Source organism: Roseateles agri (assembly GCF_034043675.1).
GTDB lineage: Bacteria > Pseudomonadota > Gammaproteobacteria > Burkholderiales > Burkholderiaceae_C > KK5.
Map to the genome: position 1 here is coordinate 755,476 of NZ_JAXCLA010000004.1, position 14,562 is coordinate 770,037.

Genomic DNA, 14,562 nt, shown 5'->3' on the forward strand with positions numbered 1-14,562 from the left:
ACATGCGGCATGGAAACGGACGATAGAAGCCGACAGGTTACGGATCGGTAAAACGGTGTGGACGATTTGAGGAGAGCTTCGTCAACGCATGACCAGCGCCGCCAGCCGCTCCCGCAGCGCGCGCACCGGCGGCGCCTGGCAGCCGGTCAATAGGCTGCCCGCCAGCGTGGCGAGTTGCAAGGGATTGCCCTCATCCATGCGCAGCCAGAGGTCGCAGCCCACGCACAGCTCGTTCAGCGCCATCACGCCGTTCCTCAGCAGCACCGCGTCGGCGCCCAGCCAGCCGCGCAGCCGGTGCAGCGCCACCTTCAGCGAGGCGGCGGCCTTGTCGCCCTCGGCCTCGGGCCAGAGCCAGTCGCACAGCTCGTCCTGCGTGGCGCCCTGGCGGCGGCGCACGACCAGCACCGCCAGCAGCTCGCGCAGCCGCGTCGGCGGCTTGGCGCCCGCCGGCGTGTTCTCCCCGGGGCGGTCCAGCTCCACGTCCAACCCGCCCAGCGCGCGGATGCGCACCGGCATCGGCCACTCCGCGCCGCGGTAGCCGGGCGGCGGCGGCAATTGCTTCTGGCGGATCCAGAGCCGCGCCGTCTCCGGCAGGATGCCGCGCTCCAGCGCGAAGGCCAGCAGCCGCGCCCGCACGGGGCTGCGCCAGCCGCAATCGCTGTGGAAGCCTCCGAGCTGCTTGACCATCAGCATCCGCTCCACCTGCTTGGCGAGCGCCGCCTCATCGCCAGTGGCCAGCGCGATCTCGGCACCGGCGCAGAAGGCGATGTAGGCGAAGGTGGGGTTCTGGCTGCCCTTGGCCAGCGCGAGCTGGGCCCGGTAGGCCTCGACGGCACCCGCCGTATCGCCGTTGTGCAGGCGCGCCGGCGCCAGCGCCGACAGCACGATCACCCGATGGAACAGCGAGCCCAGCGCCTGTGCCATCGGCTCGGCCGTCTGCACATGGGCCAGCGCGGTGGCGGCGTCGCCGCGCGACAGGCAGTACCAGCTGCGGAAGAAGTGGTGGACCATGCTGTCCAGCCGCCGGTGGCCGCGCTCGGTCAGCGCCAGTCGGGCGAGATAGGCCTCGGCGCGCTGCCAGTCCTCCTGGGCCAGCGCGCAGAAGATGCCCTGGGTCAGCAGGAAGAAGTCGCGCACATGGATGGCCGTTTCCTCGGCCAGCGCGAGGCCGCGGTCGACCTTGTCGTAACAGCGCTGCGGCGAGCCGCACTGCCAGTCGACGATGGCCGCGTTGGACCACCAGATCAGCCGCGCCAGCGGCGGCACGCTGCCGTCGCGGTCGCCGCGTTCCACCTCGGCGTCGAAGGCCTGGTACAGCGCCCGCCCGCCGGGAAAGTCGCCGGCCCACCAGAGCCGGTAGATCAGCAACTGAGCCGCCGCGCCGATGCGGCTGGCGACGTCGGGCGCCTGCTCCACCGTCAGCGCCGTGGCCTGGGCATAGCGGGCGATGCGCGGATCTTCGGCGCGGCCGTACATCAGCGCGGTCAGCGCGTCGGCCGCGCAGCGGAAACGCCATTCGCCCGAGGGCGGTCCCAGCCGCGCCTCGATCAGTTCCAGCTCGTCCACCAGCTCGGCCAGCCCCTGCACGGCGCCCCACTGCACAACATAACTGCCAACTTCGCCTGACCACGCGCGGTAGGCCGCATCGGCCTCGCCGGCGGCCACGAAAGCGGCGCGGCTGCGCGCGAAGGGCTCGCGCGCCTCCTCGGGCGCCAGCGGCAGCAGCGCCTCGGCGCGCCACAGCAGGCGCTGTGGGCCGGGTTCGCCGGGCAGCGCATCGAGCCAGTTGAGCAATTGCCGATGCCGGCCCTGGGCCAGCCAGTTGCGACCCTGCACGGCCAGCAGTGCCAGCGCGGCGGGCTCGTCACCGGCGGCCACCAGCAGGTTCATCGCGATCTCGGGCGAGTGCTGGCGCACCCAGCCGGCCGCCTCGCGCCGGGCCTCGGCCAGCGCGGCCGGCGTCTCCAGCGCGGCGTTGCGGCGGCGCAGGCCGTCGCGCAGCAGATCGTGCAGGCGCCAGGCATCGCCCTCGGTACGGTCGACGAACCAGCGCCGCGCGGCGAGCTGGTCCAGCAGCCGGGCCTGCGAGGGCGTCAGCGGCACCTCGGCGCGCGGCAGCTCCGGCAGCTCCGCCGCCAGGCGCAGACCGCGTCGTTCGCCCGGCGGCAGCATCGCCAGCAGCTCCTCGCACAGGAACTCGCCGACGGCTTCCAGCGCCCCGCCCGGCGCGTGGCTGCTGCCGCCGCGGGCTAGCGCCAGCACGTGGGCCATCCAGCCATCTGCCGCGCGCAGTTGCTCAAGTTCGACGGCGCCCATGGGTCGGCCGGAAACGGCCTGCGCCACCGCGGCCGCTTCGTCCAGGCTCAGTGCCAGGTCCTCGTACACCCCGAGCCAGCCGGGCACGATGCCGCGGGCCAGCGGCAGCGGCGGCGGACTGCGGCTGATCAGCAGGAAGGACAGACGATCGCCGGCCAGCTCGCGCGCCGCATCGAGCAGCTCGAACACCGGGCTGCCTTCGGGCAGGCGATGGCAGTCGTCGAACACCAGGGTCAGCGGTTGCGCGGCCAGCCACTGGCCGAAGAAGCGCCGGGCGAAGCCGCGCAGCTCGACCTGGTTGTCGGGCGACCAGGCGGGCAGCCCGAGATCGGGTTCGATCCGGCGCAGCGCGTCGAGCAGGCCGGCGATGTCGGCATCGTCCTCGTCGAGCCGGTACCAGACGCAGCGCCGCCCCGCCGCCTGGGCGCGATGCACCCATTGCGCCGCCAGCGAGGTCTTGCCCGAGCCCGGCAGACCCATCAGCCACACCAGCGGGCTGCGGCGCAGCTGCGCCTCCAGCCCCTGCAGCGGACGCGCGCGCTCGACCTGACCCTCGATCGACGGGACGGCAAGCTTGTAGAGCAGGACGCCGGACATGGCACCGATAGTAGTGAGTTAACCTGACGCAATGCCTCCGGATCCGCAGCCTGACAACACCGAATCTCCCTTGGCCGACGGACGATCCCGCGCCTCCCCCGCCGAGGTCCTGCTGCTCGCCAGCGTCTTCATCGTCGCCGCCTGCGGCCTGGTCTACGAACTGGCCGCCGGGGCGCTCGCCAGCTACCTGCTCGGCGATTCGGTGCTGCAGTTCTCGACCATCATCGGCACCTACCTGTTCGCGATGGGCCTGGGATCCTGGCTGTCGCGCTATGTCGAGCAGCAGCTCGTTGCGCAGTTCCTGAAGATCGAGCTGATGGTGGGCCTGATCGGCGGGCTGATGCCGGCGGCCCTGTTCGCCGCGCACAGCCTGCTGCCGCCGAGCGCGGTGGCGCCGTTCCGCATCCTGCTCTACGCGCTGGTGCTGCTGGTGGGTGCTCTGGTGGGCCTGGAGATCCCGCTGGTGATGCGGATCCTGAAGAAGCAGTTCAGCCAGCGCTACGGCCTGAAGGATCTCGTCTCGCAGGTGCTGACTTTCGACTACCTCGGCGCGCTGGTCGTCGCGCTGGCCTTCCCGCTGCTGCTGGTGCCGCACCTGGGCCTCGTGCGCACGGGGCTGTTCTTCGGCCTGCTGAACGCGCTGGTGGCCGTGTGGGCGCTGGTGATGTTCCGCCCGCAGTTGCCGGGCTGGCGCGCCCATGCCGGCGCCTGCGCGCTAGTGCTGGCCGCGCTCGGTGCGGCCATGGCCGGCGCCGACCAGTTGACGACCTGGGCCGAGGACCGCTTCTACGGCGAACACATCATCGTGCGCGAGAGCAGCGACTACCAGCGCGTCGTCGTCAGCTCCGGCCAAGCGGGCACGCGGCTGTTCCTGAACGGCAACCTGCAGTTCGACTCCAAGGACGAGTACCGCTATCACGAGGCGCTCGTGCACCCGGCGATGGCCGCGCAGGGCGCGCCTAAGCGGGTGCTGGTGCTGGGCGGCGGCGACGGCATGGCGGTGCGAGAGATCCTGCGCTACCCCTCGGTGCAGACGGTGACGCTGGTGGAGCTGGATCCGCACATGACGAAACTGTTCTCGACGATGCCGCTGCTGCGCCAGCTGAACCACGACTCGCTGCTGAGCCCCAAGCTCACGATCGTCAACGCCGACGCCTTCGGCTGGCTGGAGCAGCACCCGGCGGAGATGTTCGACGTCATCGTCATCGACTTCCCCGACCCCAGCAATTTCGCGCTCGGCAAGCTCTACACGGCCAGCTTCTACGCACTGGTGGACCAGCACCTGGCGGCCAGCGGCTATGCGGTCGTGCAGACCACCTCGCCGCTGATCGCGCGGCGCAGTTTCTGGACCGTGGCGACCACGATCGAAGCGGTGGGCCTCACGGCCACGCCGTACCACGCGCACGTGCCGAGCTTCGGCGAGTGGGGCTTCATCCTGGCCAGCCGCCGGCCCTGGCACCTGCCGGCCGCGCTGCCGCCGGGCCTGCGCTTCCTCAGCGTCGCCGACATGCCGACGCTGTTCAACTTCCCCTTGGACATGGCCCGCGTGCCCACCGAGGTGAACCGCCTCTCCAACCAGGCACTGGTCTACGAATTCGAGGCCGAATGGGGCAAGGTTCACTGAGTCGTCGCGGCTTTCTATTGGCCGGCGGTGCCGCCCTGGCGGGCTGCGAGCCGGCACCGGCAGAGGTCGAGGGCGGCTGGGTCGGCGCGAGCGCCGCACGCGGCCACCGTCTGCGCGGCGCCCTGCCCCCGCGCAATGCCGGCCCGCTCCGGCGCACGCGCATCCTGATCGTCGGCGGCGGCGTCGCCGGCCTGGCCTGCGCCCGCGCGTTGCGGCGCGCGGGTGTCGACGAGTTCGCGCTGCTGGAGCTGGAAGACCAGGCCGGCGGCAACAGCCGCGGCCATGCGATGGCCGGCATGCGCTGCCCGCTCGGCGCGCACTACCTGCCGCTGCCCGGCCCCGACGCGCCGGAGGTCTATCAATTGCTGGAAGAGCTGGGCCTCGTGCGCCAGCAACTGGGCCGCGCCGTCTACGACGAACGCCATCTCTGCCACAGCCCGCAGGAGCGCCTGTTCTTCGATGGCCAGTGGCTGGACGGCCTGCTGCCGCCGGCCCGCGACGCCGCCGGGCGCGAGCAGTACCTGCGCTTCGCCCGCGCCGTCGACGATGCGCAGCGGCAGCTCGGCTTCGCGATGCCCACGCATCACGCGGCCTGGACGCCGGCCCACACCGCGCTGGATGCGCAGACCTTCGCAGCCTGGCTCGACACGCAGCGGCTCGACGATGCGCGGCTGCGCTGGTACCTCGACTACTGCTGCCGCGACGACTACGGCGCCGGCATCGCCGAGGTCTCGGCCTGGGCTGGCCTGCACTACTTCGCCAGCCGCCACGGCTTCCACCCGCCGGGCGCCGAGACCGGCGAACGCGAGGCCGTTTTGACTTGGCCCGAGGGCAACGGCTGGCTCGCCACACACCTGTCCGCGCCGCTGGCCGGGCGCATCCACATCGGCCGCACGGTGCTGCGCGTCGAGGAAGGCCGCCATGAGGTCGAGCTGCAGGCCTGGAACGAGAAAACCCAGGCGCCGGAACGCTGGATCGCCGATCAGGTGGTGCTCGCCACGCCGCTGTTCATCGCCGACCGGCTGACCGGCGGCGCCCTGCCCGCGCTGCATGCCGCCGCCGCTCAGTTGCAGTACGCGCCCTGGCTGGTGACGAACCTGCAGCTCGCCGCGCCGCCGCTGCAGCGGATCGGCGTCCCGCTGGCCTGGGACAACGTGGCCTACGGCAGCCCCGCGCTGGGCTATGTGGACGCGCGGCACCAGAGCCTGTCGCCTATCGCCGGCGGGCCGACCGTGCTCACCGCCTACTGGGCTTTGCCGCGCGAGCGGCGCCCTTCGCTGCTGCAGGACGAGTGGCGCACCTGGCTGCAGGCCGTGCTCGCCGATCTGAGCACCGTTCATCCGGACCTACCCGGCCAGTTGCGCCGCGCCGACTTGGCGCGCTGGGGCCATGCGATGAGCATCCCCGTGCCGGGCCTGCGGTCCTCAGCGGCGCTGGCGGCGCTGCTCCAACCCCAGGGGCGGCTGCATTTCGCGCACGCGGACCTGTCGTCCTACTCGGTGTTCGAGGAGGCCTACACGCACGGCACGCGGGTGGCCGCTCAGCTGGTCGCCAGCGCCGCCGCGGCGAGGTAGCGCGGGTCGCAGTAGTAGGCGGCCTCCTCGCGGCAGGCGTGGACGAGCTTGATCGTGTGCTCGTTGTCTGAAGCGATGGCTGCTGCGATCACCGCCGGCCAATCGCGCTGTGACGAGCTCGAATCGACGGATCGGGGCTGCGCTGCCAAGTAAGCCGCGGTGAAGGCCCCGACCAGCACCGGCTGCAGTTCCGACGCTGGCGGCAGCCAGGGCGCCAGCTGACGCAATGCATGCAGGCCGGTGACGAGGTGCAACACGGTGAAGTCGCGGCTGCGCAGATAGGTCTCCACGGCCAGCCCGGCCAGCGCGCGCAGCGGATCCGCCTGCGGCGCGAGTGCAGCGCCGAGCGCGAGATAGCTCGGCGTCTGCGTCGCCAGGACCATGCGGCTCGTGATCATCCGACCGGCCAGGTGTTCATCGGCTGCGCGCAGGCGAGCCGACCATTCATCGAAATCAAGCAGGGCCGCCGGCCGATCCGGCGCATCCAGCACGCGGTGCCGCCACGACCAGTAGGCCAGGCCGCGCGCCAGCTCGGCGCGGCTGCCGGCACGCAGCGCGTGGGCCGTGCGAATGACGCCGTGGAAGGCTGCGGCGGCTACGCCCGGCAACAGCCGCGGCAAGGCGCGGCGCAGCACCGTGTCCGCGCCCTCCCGGTCAAGCTGGCGCCGGAACTCCGCGGCCAGGGCGGCGAAGGCCGGGTCGATGTCGCTCCCGATGTGTGGTGCCTGGCTGTCATAGAAGGCTCGCAGGCGCTCTCCGCTGGCACCCAGCTTCTGTAGCGCGTCCAGCGCCATCGGCAGGTGGTTAGCCAAGCCGCCGCCGTACTCGGGCGGCAGGCAGGCCGGCGCATCCAGCAGCTCGCGTAGTTGCTGTGGCGTGGCGCGAGTCTCGACAGGAACTTCGACGGGCATCGCGATCATGGTCTCTCCTTTTCGTGAATCCGGCGCGCATCGTGCAAGTTAAAGTTAACTTTATGTCAAGCGAATCGGGAGACCGGCATGGGAAGCGCGAGCAGCGAGTGGATACCGATCGGTGAACTGGCAAAGCGCAGCGGGCTCGCCGCCAGCGCGCTGCGCTTCTACGAGGAGGCCGGTCTGCTGGAGAGCCAGCGCAGCGGCTCCGGCCGGCGCCACTACCCGCGCCACGTGCTGCGGCGCGTGGCCTTCATCCGCGCGGCGCAGGCGGTGGGCCTGACGCTGGAGGACATCCGCGCCGCCCTGGCCTCGCTGCCGGACGGCCGCACGCCCAATGCCGCGGACTGGCAGCGTCTGTCGCGCGGCTGGCGACCGCTGCTGGACGAGCGCATCGCCGCGCTCACCGGCCTGCGCGACCGGCTCAGCTCCTGCATCGGCTGCGGCTGCCTGTCGCTGACCAAATGCGCGCTGTACAACCCGGCCGACCAGGCGGCGGCGAAGGGCACGGGGCCGCGCTACCTGCTGGGCGACAAGCCTTCGGTGGCCGAGGACTGAAGCAGGCCGCGCTCCAGCCGCCGCGTCGCCACGTCCTTCGGGGCGAAGGCGGCGCTCATCCGCGCCATCAGCGCATCCGCCTTGGCTGCGTTGTCCTGGCCGAGGTTGCAGACATGGACGTCCAGCGTCACCACGCCCAGCTCGGGCCAGGTGTGGACGGCCAGGTGGGATTCGGCCAACAGCACGACGCCGGTAACGCCGCTCTGCTCGATACCGGGTGCAGGCGTGAAGCGGTGGAACAGCTCGGCGACCGCACCGAGCCCGACTTCGCGGACCGCCGCGACGCACAGCGTGCGCAGTGCCTCGGCATCGCGCATCAGCGGCAGCGCCGGATCGACGCCGCCGAGATCAGCCGTCAGCAGCAGTCCTTGCAACTCAGCCGCCAGTAACGGGCGGGAAGAAAGCAACCTCGGCGCCGTCGGCCACCAAGGCCTCCTCACCGCTGAGCTGGCGGTCGAGCGCGCAGCGCACGGCACGCCCACGATGCAACGCACCGGCATGCGGCTCGCCACGGGCCAGCAGTTCATCGCGCAGCGCACCGACGGTGAGGCCCGGTCGCCAGTCGAACGCTTCCTGCTCCCCGAGCCGCTCGCGCAGCGAGGCGAAATAGCGGACGGTGATGCTCATGACAGCAACTCGCTGAACGGAATGAAGTCGACCGCGTCGCCCACGGCGACCGGCTGGCCGGCCGGCAGATCGACCAGGCCATCGCCCCAGACGGCCGAGGTCAGCACGCCGGAGCTTTGATTGGGGAACAGCTCCAACCCGCCGCCCTCGCCCAGCCGCGTGCGCAGGAACTCGCGCCGCCGGTCCGGCTTGGGCCAGGCGAAATCGGCGCGCAGCCGGTAGCGCTTGGGCACCAGCGCGGCAGCGCCCTGCAGGCGCAGGATCACAGGCCGCACCAGCATCAGGAAGGTGACGAAGCTGGACACCGGGTTGCCGGGCAGGCCGATGAAGAAAGCCTCGGCGACCTGACCGAAGGCCAGCGGCTTGCCGGGCTTCAGCGCGATCTGCCAGAGGTCCAGCCGGCCCTCGGCCTGCACCGCAGGACGCAGATGGTCTTCCTCGCCGACCGAGACGCCGCCGCTGGTGATGATCAGGTCAGCGCGGGCGGCAGCCTCGCGCAGCGCGGCGCGGGTGGCATCGAGCCGGTCGGGCACGATGCCCAGGTCCACCACCTCGCAGCCCAGAGCCTGCAGCAGGCCGCGCAAGGTGAAGCGGTTGGAGTTGTAGATCGCGCCGGGCTTCAGCGGCTCGCCGGGCATCACCAGCTCGTCGCCGGTGGAGAACAGCGCGACGCGCGGCCGCTTAGCCACCTGCAGCGAGGCGGCACCGACCGAAGCGGCAAGGCCCAGCGAGGCGGCGTTCAGCCGCGCGCCGGCAGCCAGCACCCTCGAGCCCTGCTGCACGTCCTCGCCACGGCGGCGGATGTGCTGGCCGACCGGCACGTCGGCATTGACGCGCACGCTGCCACCGTCCACGGCCTCGCACTGCTCCTGCATCACGACCGTATCGGCACCCTGCGGGATCTGCGCGCCGGTGAAGATGCGCGCGGCCGTGCCCGGCTGCAGCACCGTGCCGACGACGCCGGCCGGCACGCGCTGCGAGATCGGCAGCACGGTGCCCGGCGCCGGCACGTCGGCGGCGCGCAGCGCGTAGCCGTCCATCGCGGTGTTGTCGGCGGGTGGTACGTCGAGCTGCGAAACGACATCGGCAGCCAGCACGCGGCCCAGCGCATCGAAGGTCGAGACGCTCTCGCTGCGGCCCAGCGGCGAGACGGCGGCAAGCAGGCGCGCCAGCGCCTCGTCGAGGCTTTGCAGCGGCGCGCGCTTGGCTTCAGACATGGGTTTCGATGAAGGTCTTGACCGCCTGCACGTCGACCGGCAGCACCGTCACCCGCTTGGGCAGCGCTTCGATGTTTTCCAGACCGGCCGGCCGCGGCGGCTCGATGCCCAGCGCTTCGACGATGGTGGCGGCGAACTTGGCGGGCAGTGCGGTCTCCAGCACGATCATGGTAACGGCAGGATCGCGCCGCTGCTGGGCCACCTTCAGGCCGTCGGCGGTGTGCGTGTCGATCAACTGGCCGTAGTTTTCGCGGCACGAGCGAATCGTGGCAAGGCGGTCCGCATGGGTGCTGGAACCGGACTGGAAGCCGAAGCGCTGGATGCGCGCGAATTCCTCGTCGCTCAGCTTGAACTCGGTGCCGCCGAACAGCGCCTTGACCCGCGCGCCGTCACGGCCCAGCAGATCGAACACGAAGCGCTCGAAGTTGCTGGCCTTGGAGATGTCCATCGACGGGCTCGATGTCTCATAGGTGTCGGCCGCACCGCGCACGCGGTAGGCACCGCTGCGGAAGAACTCGTCGAGCACGTCGTTCTCGTTCGTGGCGACGACCAGCTTGTCGATCGGCAGGCCCATCATCCGCGCCACATGCCCGGCGCAAACGTTGCCGAAGTTGCCGGACGGCACGGTGAAGCTGACCTTCTCCTCGTTCGTCTTCGTCGCCTGCAGGTAGCCGGCGAAGTAGTAGACGACCTGGGCCAGCAAGCGCGCCCAGTTGATCGAATTGACGGTGCCGATCTTGTGGCGGCGCTTGAAGTCGAGGTCGTTCGAGACGGCCTTGACGATGTCCTGGCAGTCGTCGAACACGCCGGTGACGGCGATGTTGTGGATGTTCGCGTCCTGCAGGCTGAACATCTGCGCCTGCTGGAACGGGCTCATGCGGCCGTGCGGGCTCAGCATGAACACGTTCACGCCGGCCTTGCCGCGCATCGCGTACTCGGCCGCGCTGCCGGTGTCGCCAGAGGTGGCGCCGAGGATGTTCAAGGTCTCGCCGCGGCGCTTCAGCTCGTACTCGAACAGACCGCCGAGCAGTTGCATCGCCATGTCCTTGAAGGCCAGGGTCGGGCCGTTGGACAGGGCTTCCAGCGCAAGGCCCGGCTCCAGCGGCTTCAGCGGCGTGATCTCGGGCGTACCGAACACCTCTTGCGTGTAGGTGCGGCGCAGCAGCGCGCGCAGATCCTCGGCCGGGATGTCGTCGATGTAGAGGCTGAGGATCTCGAAGGCCAGGTCGGCGTAGGACAGGCCGCGCCACTTCGTCAAGGTGGCGTCGTCGACCTGCGGGTAGCTGACGGGCAGGTACAGGCCGCCGTCGGGCGCGAGGCCTTCGAGCAGGATTTCGCAGAAGCGGCGTTCGGTCTTGTCGCCGCGGGTGCTGATGTAGCGCATGTCGTCAGGCCAGCTCTTCCTTGCGGATCCGCACGATGGGCGCGAGCACGGTGTCCAGCGCCTGCATCTGCACGAGGGCGGTGTTCATGCGGCCTTCGGTCGTTTCGTGGGTCAGGATCACCAGGTCGGTCTGGCTCTCGCCCTCGGCGGCCTCGCGCTGCAGCATCGCGTCGATCGAGATGTCGTTCTCGGCCAGCAAGGTGGTCACCTTGGACAGCACGCCCGCCCGGTCGGCGACGCGCAGGCGCAGGTAGAACGAGGTGTGTACCTCGGCCATCGGCAGGATCGGTGTGCTGCTGATCGCATCGGGCTGGAAGGCCAGATGCGGCACACGGTGGTCAGGATCGGCCGTGGCCAGACGGGTGATGTCGACCAGGTCGGCGATCACGGCCGAGGCGGTCGGCTCGGCGCCCGCGCCCTTGCCGTAGTACAGCGTCGTGCCTACGGCATCGCCCTGCACGACGACGGCGTTCATCGCACCCTCGACGTTGGCGATCAGCCGGGTCGTGGGGATCAGCGTGGGGTGCACGCGCAGCTCGATGCCCTTCTCGCGCCGGCGCGTGATGCCCAGCAGCTTGATGCGGTAGCCGAGTTGCTCGGCGTACTTGATGTCGGTGGCCTGCAGCTGCGTGATGCCCTCGACGTGTGCCTTGTCGAACTGCACCGGGATGCCGAAAGCCAGCGCGCTCATCAGCGTGGCCTTGTGGGCGGCGTCCACGCCTTCGATGTCGAAGGTCGGGTCGGCCTCGGCATAGCCCAGGCGCTGGGCTTCCTTCAGCACGGTGCCGAAGTCCAGGCCCTTGCTGCGCATCTCCGACAGGATGAAGTTGGTCGTGCCGTTGATGATGCCGGCCGCCCATTCGATGCGGTTGGCCGCCAGGCCTTCGCGCAGCGCCTTGATGATCGGGATGCCGCCGGCCACGGCAGCTTCAAAAGCAACGACGACGCCCTTCTCGCGCGCAGCGGCGAAGATCTCGGTGCCGTGCACGGCCAGCAGCGCCTTGTTCGCGGTGACCACGTGCTTGCCGGCGGCGATCGCCTCCAGCACCAGCGTCTTGGCAATGCCGTAGCCGCCGATCAGCTCGACGACGATGTCGATCTCGGGGTTCGCGATCACTTGGCGGGCATCGGAAACGACGGGCACGCCGTCGCCGACGATGCTCTTCGCGCGCTCGGAGTTCAGGTCGGCGACCATCGCAATCTCGATGCCGCGGCCGGCGCGGCCCTTGATTTCTTCCTGGTTCCGGCGCAGCACTTCGAAGGTGCCGCCGCCGACGGTGCCGATGCCCAGCAGGCCGACTTTGATCGCGTTCATGGGAATTCTCTTGGGTTCAGTGGAGGGTCAACGGCTGTGGCGCTTGCGGTAGTGCGACAGGAAGCGTTCGATGCGGCCGATCGCCTCGGTGAGGTCGTCGGAGTTGGGCAGGAACACGAGCCGGAAGTGATCGGGGGCCTTCCAGTTGAAGCCCGTCCCCTGGACGATCAGCACCTTTTCCTCGGCCAGCAGCTCATAGGCGAACTGCTGGTCGTCCTCGATCGGGTAGATCTTGGGGTCCAGGCGGGGGAACATGTAGAGCGCCGCTTTCGGCTTGACGACGCTGACGCCGGGGATCTGCGTCAGCAGCTCGTAGGCAAGATCGCGCTGGCGGCACAGGCGGCCGGTCGGCGCGACCAGGTCCTTGATGCTTTGATAGCCGCCCAGCGCCGTCTGGATCGCGAGCTGGCCCGGCGTGTTCGAGCACAGGCGCAGCGAGGCCAGCATGTTCAGGCCCTCGATGTAGTCGCGGGCGTGGCGCTTCTCGCCGGAGACGATCATCCAGCCGGCGCGGTAGCCGCAGGAGCGGTAGTTCTTCGACAGGCCGTTGAAGGTGATGAACAGCACGTCGTCGGCCAGAGAGGCCATGCTGGTGTGGACGTTGCCGTCGTACAGCGTCTTGTCGTAGATCTCGTCGGCAAAGACGATCAGCTGATGCTGGCGGGCCAGCTCGATGATTTCCAGCAGCAGCGGCGTCGGATACAGCGCGCCGGTTGGGTTGTTCGGATTGCAGACCATGATGCCGCGGGTGCGCGGCGTGATCTTGGCGCGGATGTCCTCGATGTCCGGGAGCCAGCCCGATTCCTCGTCGCAGACGTAGTGCACCGGGCGGCCGCCCGACAGGCCGACGACGGCGGTGTAGAGCGGGAAATCCGGTGCCGGGATCAGGATCTCGTCGCCGTCGTTGACCAGCGCGTTGATCGCCATCTGGATCAGCTCGGACGCGCCATTGCCGAGGTAGACGTCATCGACGCTGACGCCCTTGATGCCCTTTTCCTGGCAGTAGTGGACGACCGCCTTGCGCGGGGCAAACAGGCCCTTGGAATCGGTGTAGCCGGCCGCACTTGGCAGATTACGGATCATGTCCTGCACAATCTCGTCCGGCGGCTCCAGCCCGAACACGGCGACGTTGCCGATGTTCAGCTTGATGATCTTCTGGCCCTCTTCTTCCATCGCTCGCGCCTTGTCGAGCACGGGTCCACGGATGTCGTAGGAGACATTGGCCAGCTTGCTGGACTTGGCGATCGGCTTCAAGAAACGGCTCCTGGCTGGAAAACAATCGGGCCTGGAATTTAAACACAGGGTTTGCCAGCAATTTCCGCAGCGGCGCGAAGCCTGTCTTCTCAAAAAATCAAGATGAAGTTTCAACTCGATGAGCCGCAGGGCGGCAACAGCATTTCCCGGCACGACGGGCAGACCGTCTGGGTCAACGGCGAGGCCCACGGCGAAAGCCTGCTCGTGCCCTGGCGCGGTGAAGTCCAGCACTGGCCGGTGAAACGCTTCGACGAACTCAGCGAGGAGCATTTCCAGCAGATCCTGGCCTTGAAGCCTGAACTGGTGATCTTCGGCAGCGGCGCGCGGATCCGTTTCGCGCGGCCGGCGCTGTACCGCAGCCTGATCGCGGCGCGCATCGGCGTGGAGACGATGGACCTGGCGGCGGCCTGTCGCACCTACAACGTGCTGGCCAGCGAAGGCCGTGCGGTGCTCGCCGCTTTGTTGCTGGAATGTGAATGAAGCAAGGGCTGCCGGGGCTATACGCCTTACCCAAGAGGCATATGACCGCTGTTCAACGTATAATTGCTGGCTATTGCTTACCGGGGTATCCCGGTCACAACATATCGAACCGAACGACACATGACGCCAGCGCTCAACAAACCCCTCCCGGAAATTGAAGCCCTCGCAACCAGCGGCGTGAAGTTCACGCCCAGTACTTACCTCGGCCGCGCCGTGGTCCTGTATTTTTACCCCAAGGACAACACGCCCGGCTGCACCACCGAGGCCATGCAGTTCCGCGATCACCACAAGGAATTCGTCAAGGCCGGCGCTGTCGTCCTGGGCGTCTCGCGCGACAACATGGCTTCGCACGACAAGTTCAAGCAGAACCTCGAACTGCCGTTCGACCTGATCGCCGACACCGAAGAGAAGCTGTGCCACATGTTCGGCGTCGTCAAGAACAAGATCATGTACGGTAAGAAGGTCAAGGGCATCGAGCGCTCGACCTTCCTGATCGACGCCAGCGGCGTGCTGCGCGAGGAATGGCGCGGCATCAAGGTCGCCGGCCATGTCGACGACGTGCTGAAAGCCGTCAAGGGTCTGCAGAAGGCTGCTGCCTGATTCCGGAAAAGCGACTTCTGCGGTGTGCATAATGGGCTCATGCCCGAACCCGTAGAAGTTCGTTGTTTCGTCCGCAGCAGCCCAGCATTCCGAAGCCGCACAGGT

The 14,562-nt window shown here is 69.2% G+C and carries 13 protein-coding genes; 5 read left to right on the plus strand and 8 right to left on the minus strand.

Annotation, left to right across the window (positions count from 1 at the left end; genetic code table 11):
• Positions 1-81 precede the first annotated feature (81 nt).
• Positions 82-2,913 (minus strand): AfsR/SARP family transcriptional regulator, encoded by a 2,832-nt coding sequence (locus SNE35_RS15395; protein ID WP_320423797.1) that lies wholly within the window; start codon positions 2,911-2,913, stop codon positions 82-84.
• Between the two features lie 31 nt (positions 2,914-2,944).
• Between SNE35_RS15395 and SNE35_RS15400 the strand changes: the two genes are divergently transcribed.
• Complete coding sequence (locus tag SNE35_RS15400; RefSeq protein WP_431312744.1) at positions 2,945-4,537, plus strand: polyamine aminopropyltransferase; 1,593 nt, start codon at positions 2,945-2,947, stop codon at positions 4,535-4,537.
• Positions 4,519-6,111, plus strand: coding sequence for a flavin monoamine oxidase family protein (locus SNE35_RS15405; protein WP_320423799.1), 1,593 nt, complete (start codon positions 4,519-4,521; stop codon positions 6,109-6,111). The genes SNE35_RS15400 and SNE35_RS15405 overlap by 19 nt, the downstream gene beginning before the upstream one ends.
• On the opposite strand, the gene SNE35_RS15410 is transcribed toward SNE35_RS15405, so the two are convergent.
• Positions 6,078-7,031: a questin oxidase family protein gene (locus SNE35_RS15410; RefSeq protein WP_320423800.1), complete on the minus strand. Its 954-nt coding sequence runs from the start codon at positions 7,029-7,031 to the stop codon at positions 6,078-6,080. The two genes, SNE35_RS15405 and SNE35_RS15410, sit on opposite strands and share 34 nt — an antisense overlap.
• Before the next feature lie 78 nt (positions 7,032-7,109).
• Here SNE35_RS15410 and soxR point away from each other — a divergent pair, with 78 nt between their 5' ends.
• A complete protein-coding gene (gene soxR / locus SNE35_RS15415) occupies positions 7,110-7,580 on the plus strand; it encodes a redox-sensitive transcriptional activator SoxR (RefSeq protein ID WP_320423801.1) in 471 nt (156 codons plus the stop codon).
• Here the strand turns inward: soxR and SNE35_RS15420 are convergent.
• Genes SNE35_RS15420 through SNE35_RS15445 form a run of 6 tightly spaced genes read right to left on the minus strand, consistent with a single transcriptional unit; the run spans position 7,541 to position 13,377 of the window.
• Positions 7,541-7,954 carry an S-adenosylmethionine decarboxylase family protein gene (locus SNE35_RS15420; protein ID WP_320423802.1) on the minus strand — a complete coding sequence of 138 codons (414 nt, stop codon included), beginning with the start codon at positions 7,952-7,954 and terminating at the stop codon, positions 7,541-7,543. The genes soxR and SNE35_RS15420 overlap by 40 nt on opposite strands.
• A 1-nt stretch (position 7,955) precedes the next feature.
• Positions 7,956-8,207: a MoaD/ThiS family protein gene (locus SNE35_RS15425; protein WP_320423803.1), complete on the minus strand. Its 252-nt coding sequence runs from the start codon at positions 8,205-8,207 to the stop codon at positions 7,956-7,958.
• Positions 8,204-9,424, minus strand: a complete 1,221-nt coding sequence (locus SNE35_RS15430; protein ID WP_320423804.1) for a molybdopterin molybdotransferase MoeA — start codon at positions 9,422-9,424, stop codon at positions 8,204-8,206. Before SNE35_RS15430 ends, SNE35_RS15425 begins: the two co-directional genes overlap by 4 nt.
• Positions 9,417-10,808, minus strand: coding sequence for a threonine synthase (gene thrC, locus SNE35_RS15435; RefSeq protein WP_320423805.1), 1,392 nt, complete (start codon positions 10,806-10,808; stop codon positions 9,417-9,419). Before thrC ends, SNE35_RS15430 begins: the two co-directional genes overlap by 8 nt.
• Before the next feature lie 4 nt (positions 10,809-10,812).
• A complete protein-coding gene (locus tag SNE35_RS15440; protein ID WP_320423806.1) occupies positions 10,813-12,123 on the minus strand; it encodes a homoserine dehydrogenase in 1,311 nt (436 codons plus the stop codon).
• Positions 12,124-12,150: 27 nt separating this feature from the next.
• Positions 12,151-13,377: a pyridoxal phosphate-dependent aminotransferase gene (locus SNE35_RS15445; protein WP_320423807.1), complete on the minus strand. Its 1,227-nt coding sequence runs from the start codon at positions 13,375-13,377 to the stop codon at positions 12,151-12,153.
• Between the two features lie 102 nt (positions 13,378-13,479).
• Here SNE35_RS15445 and SNE35_RS15450 point away from each other — a divergent pair, with 102 nt between their 5' ends.
• Together SNE35_RS15450 and SNE35_RS15455 are read left to right on the plus strand one after the other, a co-directional pair.
• Positions 13,480-13,857, plus strand: a complete 378-nt coding sequence (locus SNE35_RS15450; RefSeq protein WP_320423808.1) for an Mth938-like domain-containing protein — start codon at positions 13,480-13,482, stop codon at positions 13,855-13,857.
• 120 nt (positions 13,858-13,977) lie between these two features.
• Positions 13,978-14,457: a peroxiredoxin gene (locus SNE35_RS15455; protein ID WP_320423809.1), complete on the plus strand. Its 480-nt coding sequence runs from the start codon at positions 13,978-13,980 to the stop codon at positions 14,455-14,457.
• The last annotated feature ends 105 nt before the right edge of the window (positions 14,458-14,562 follow it).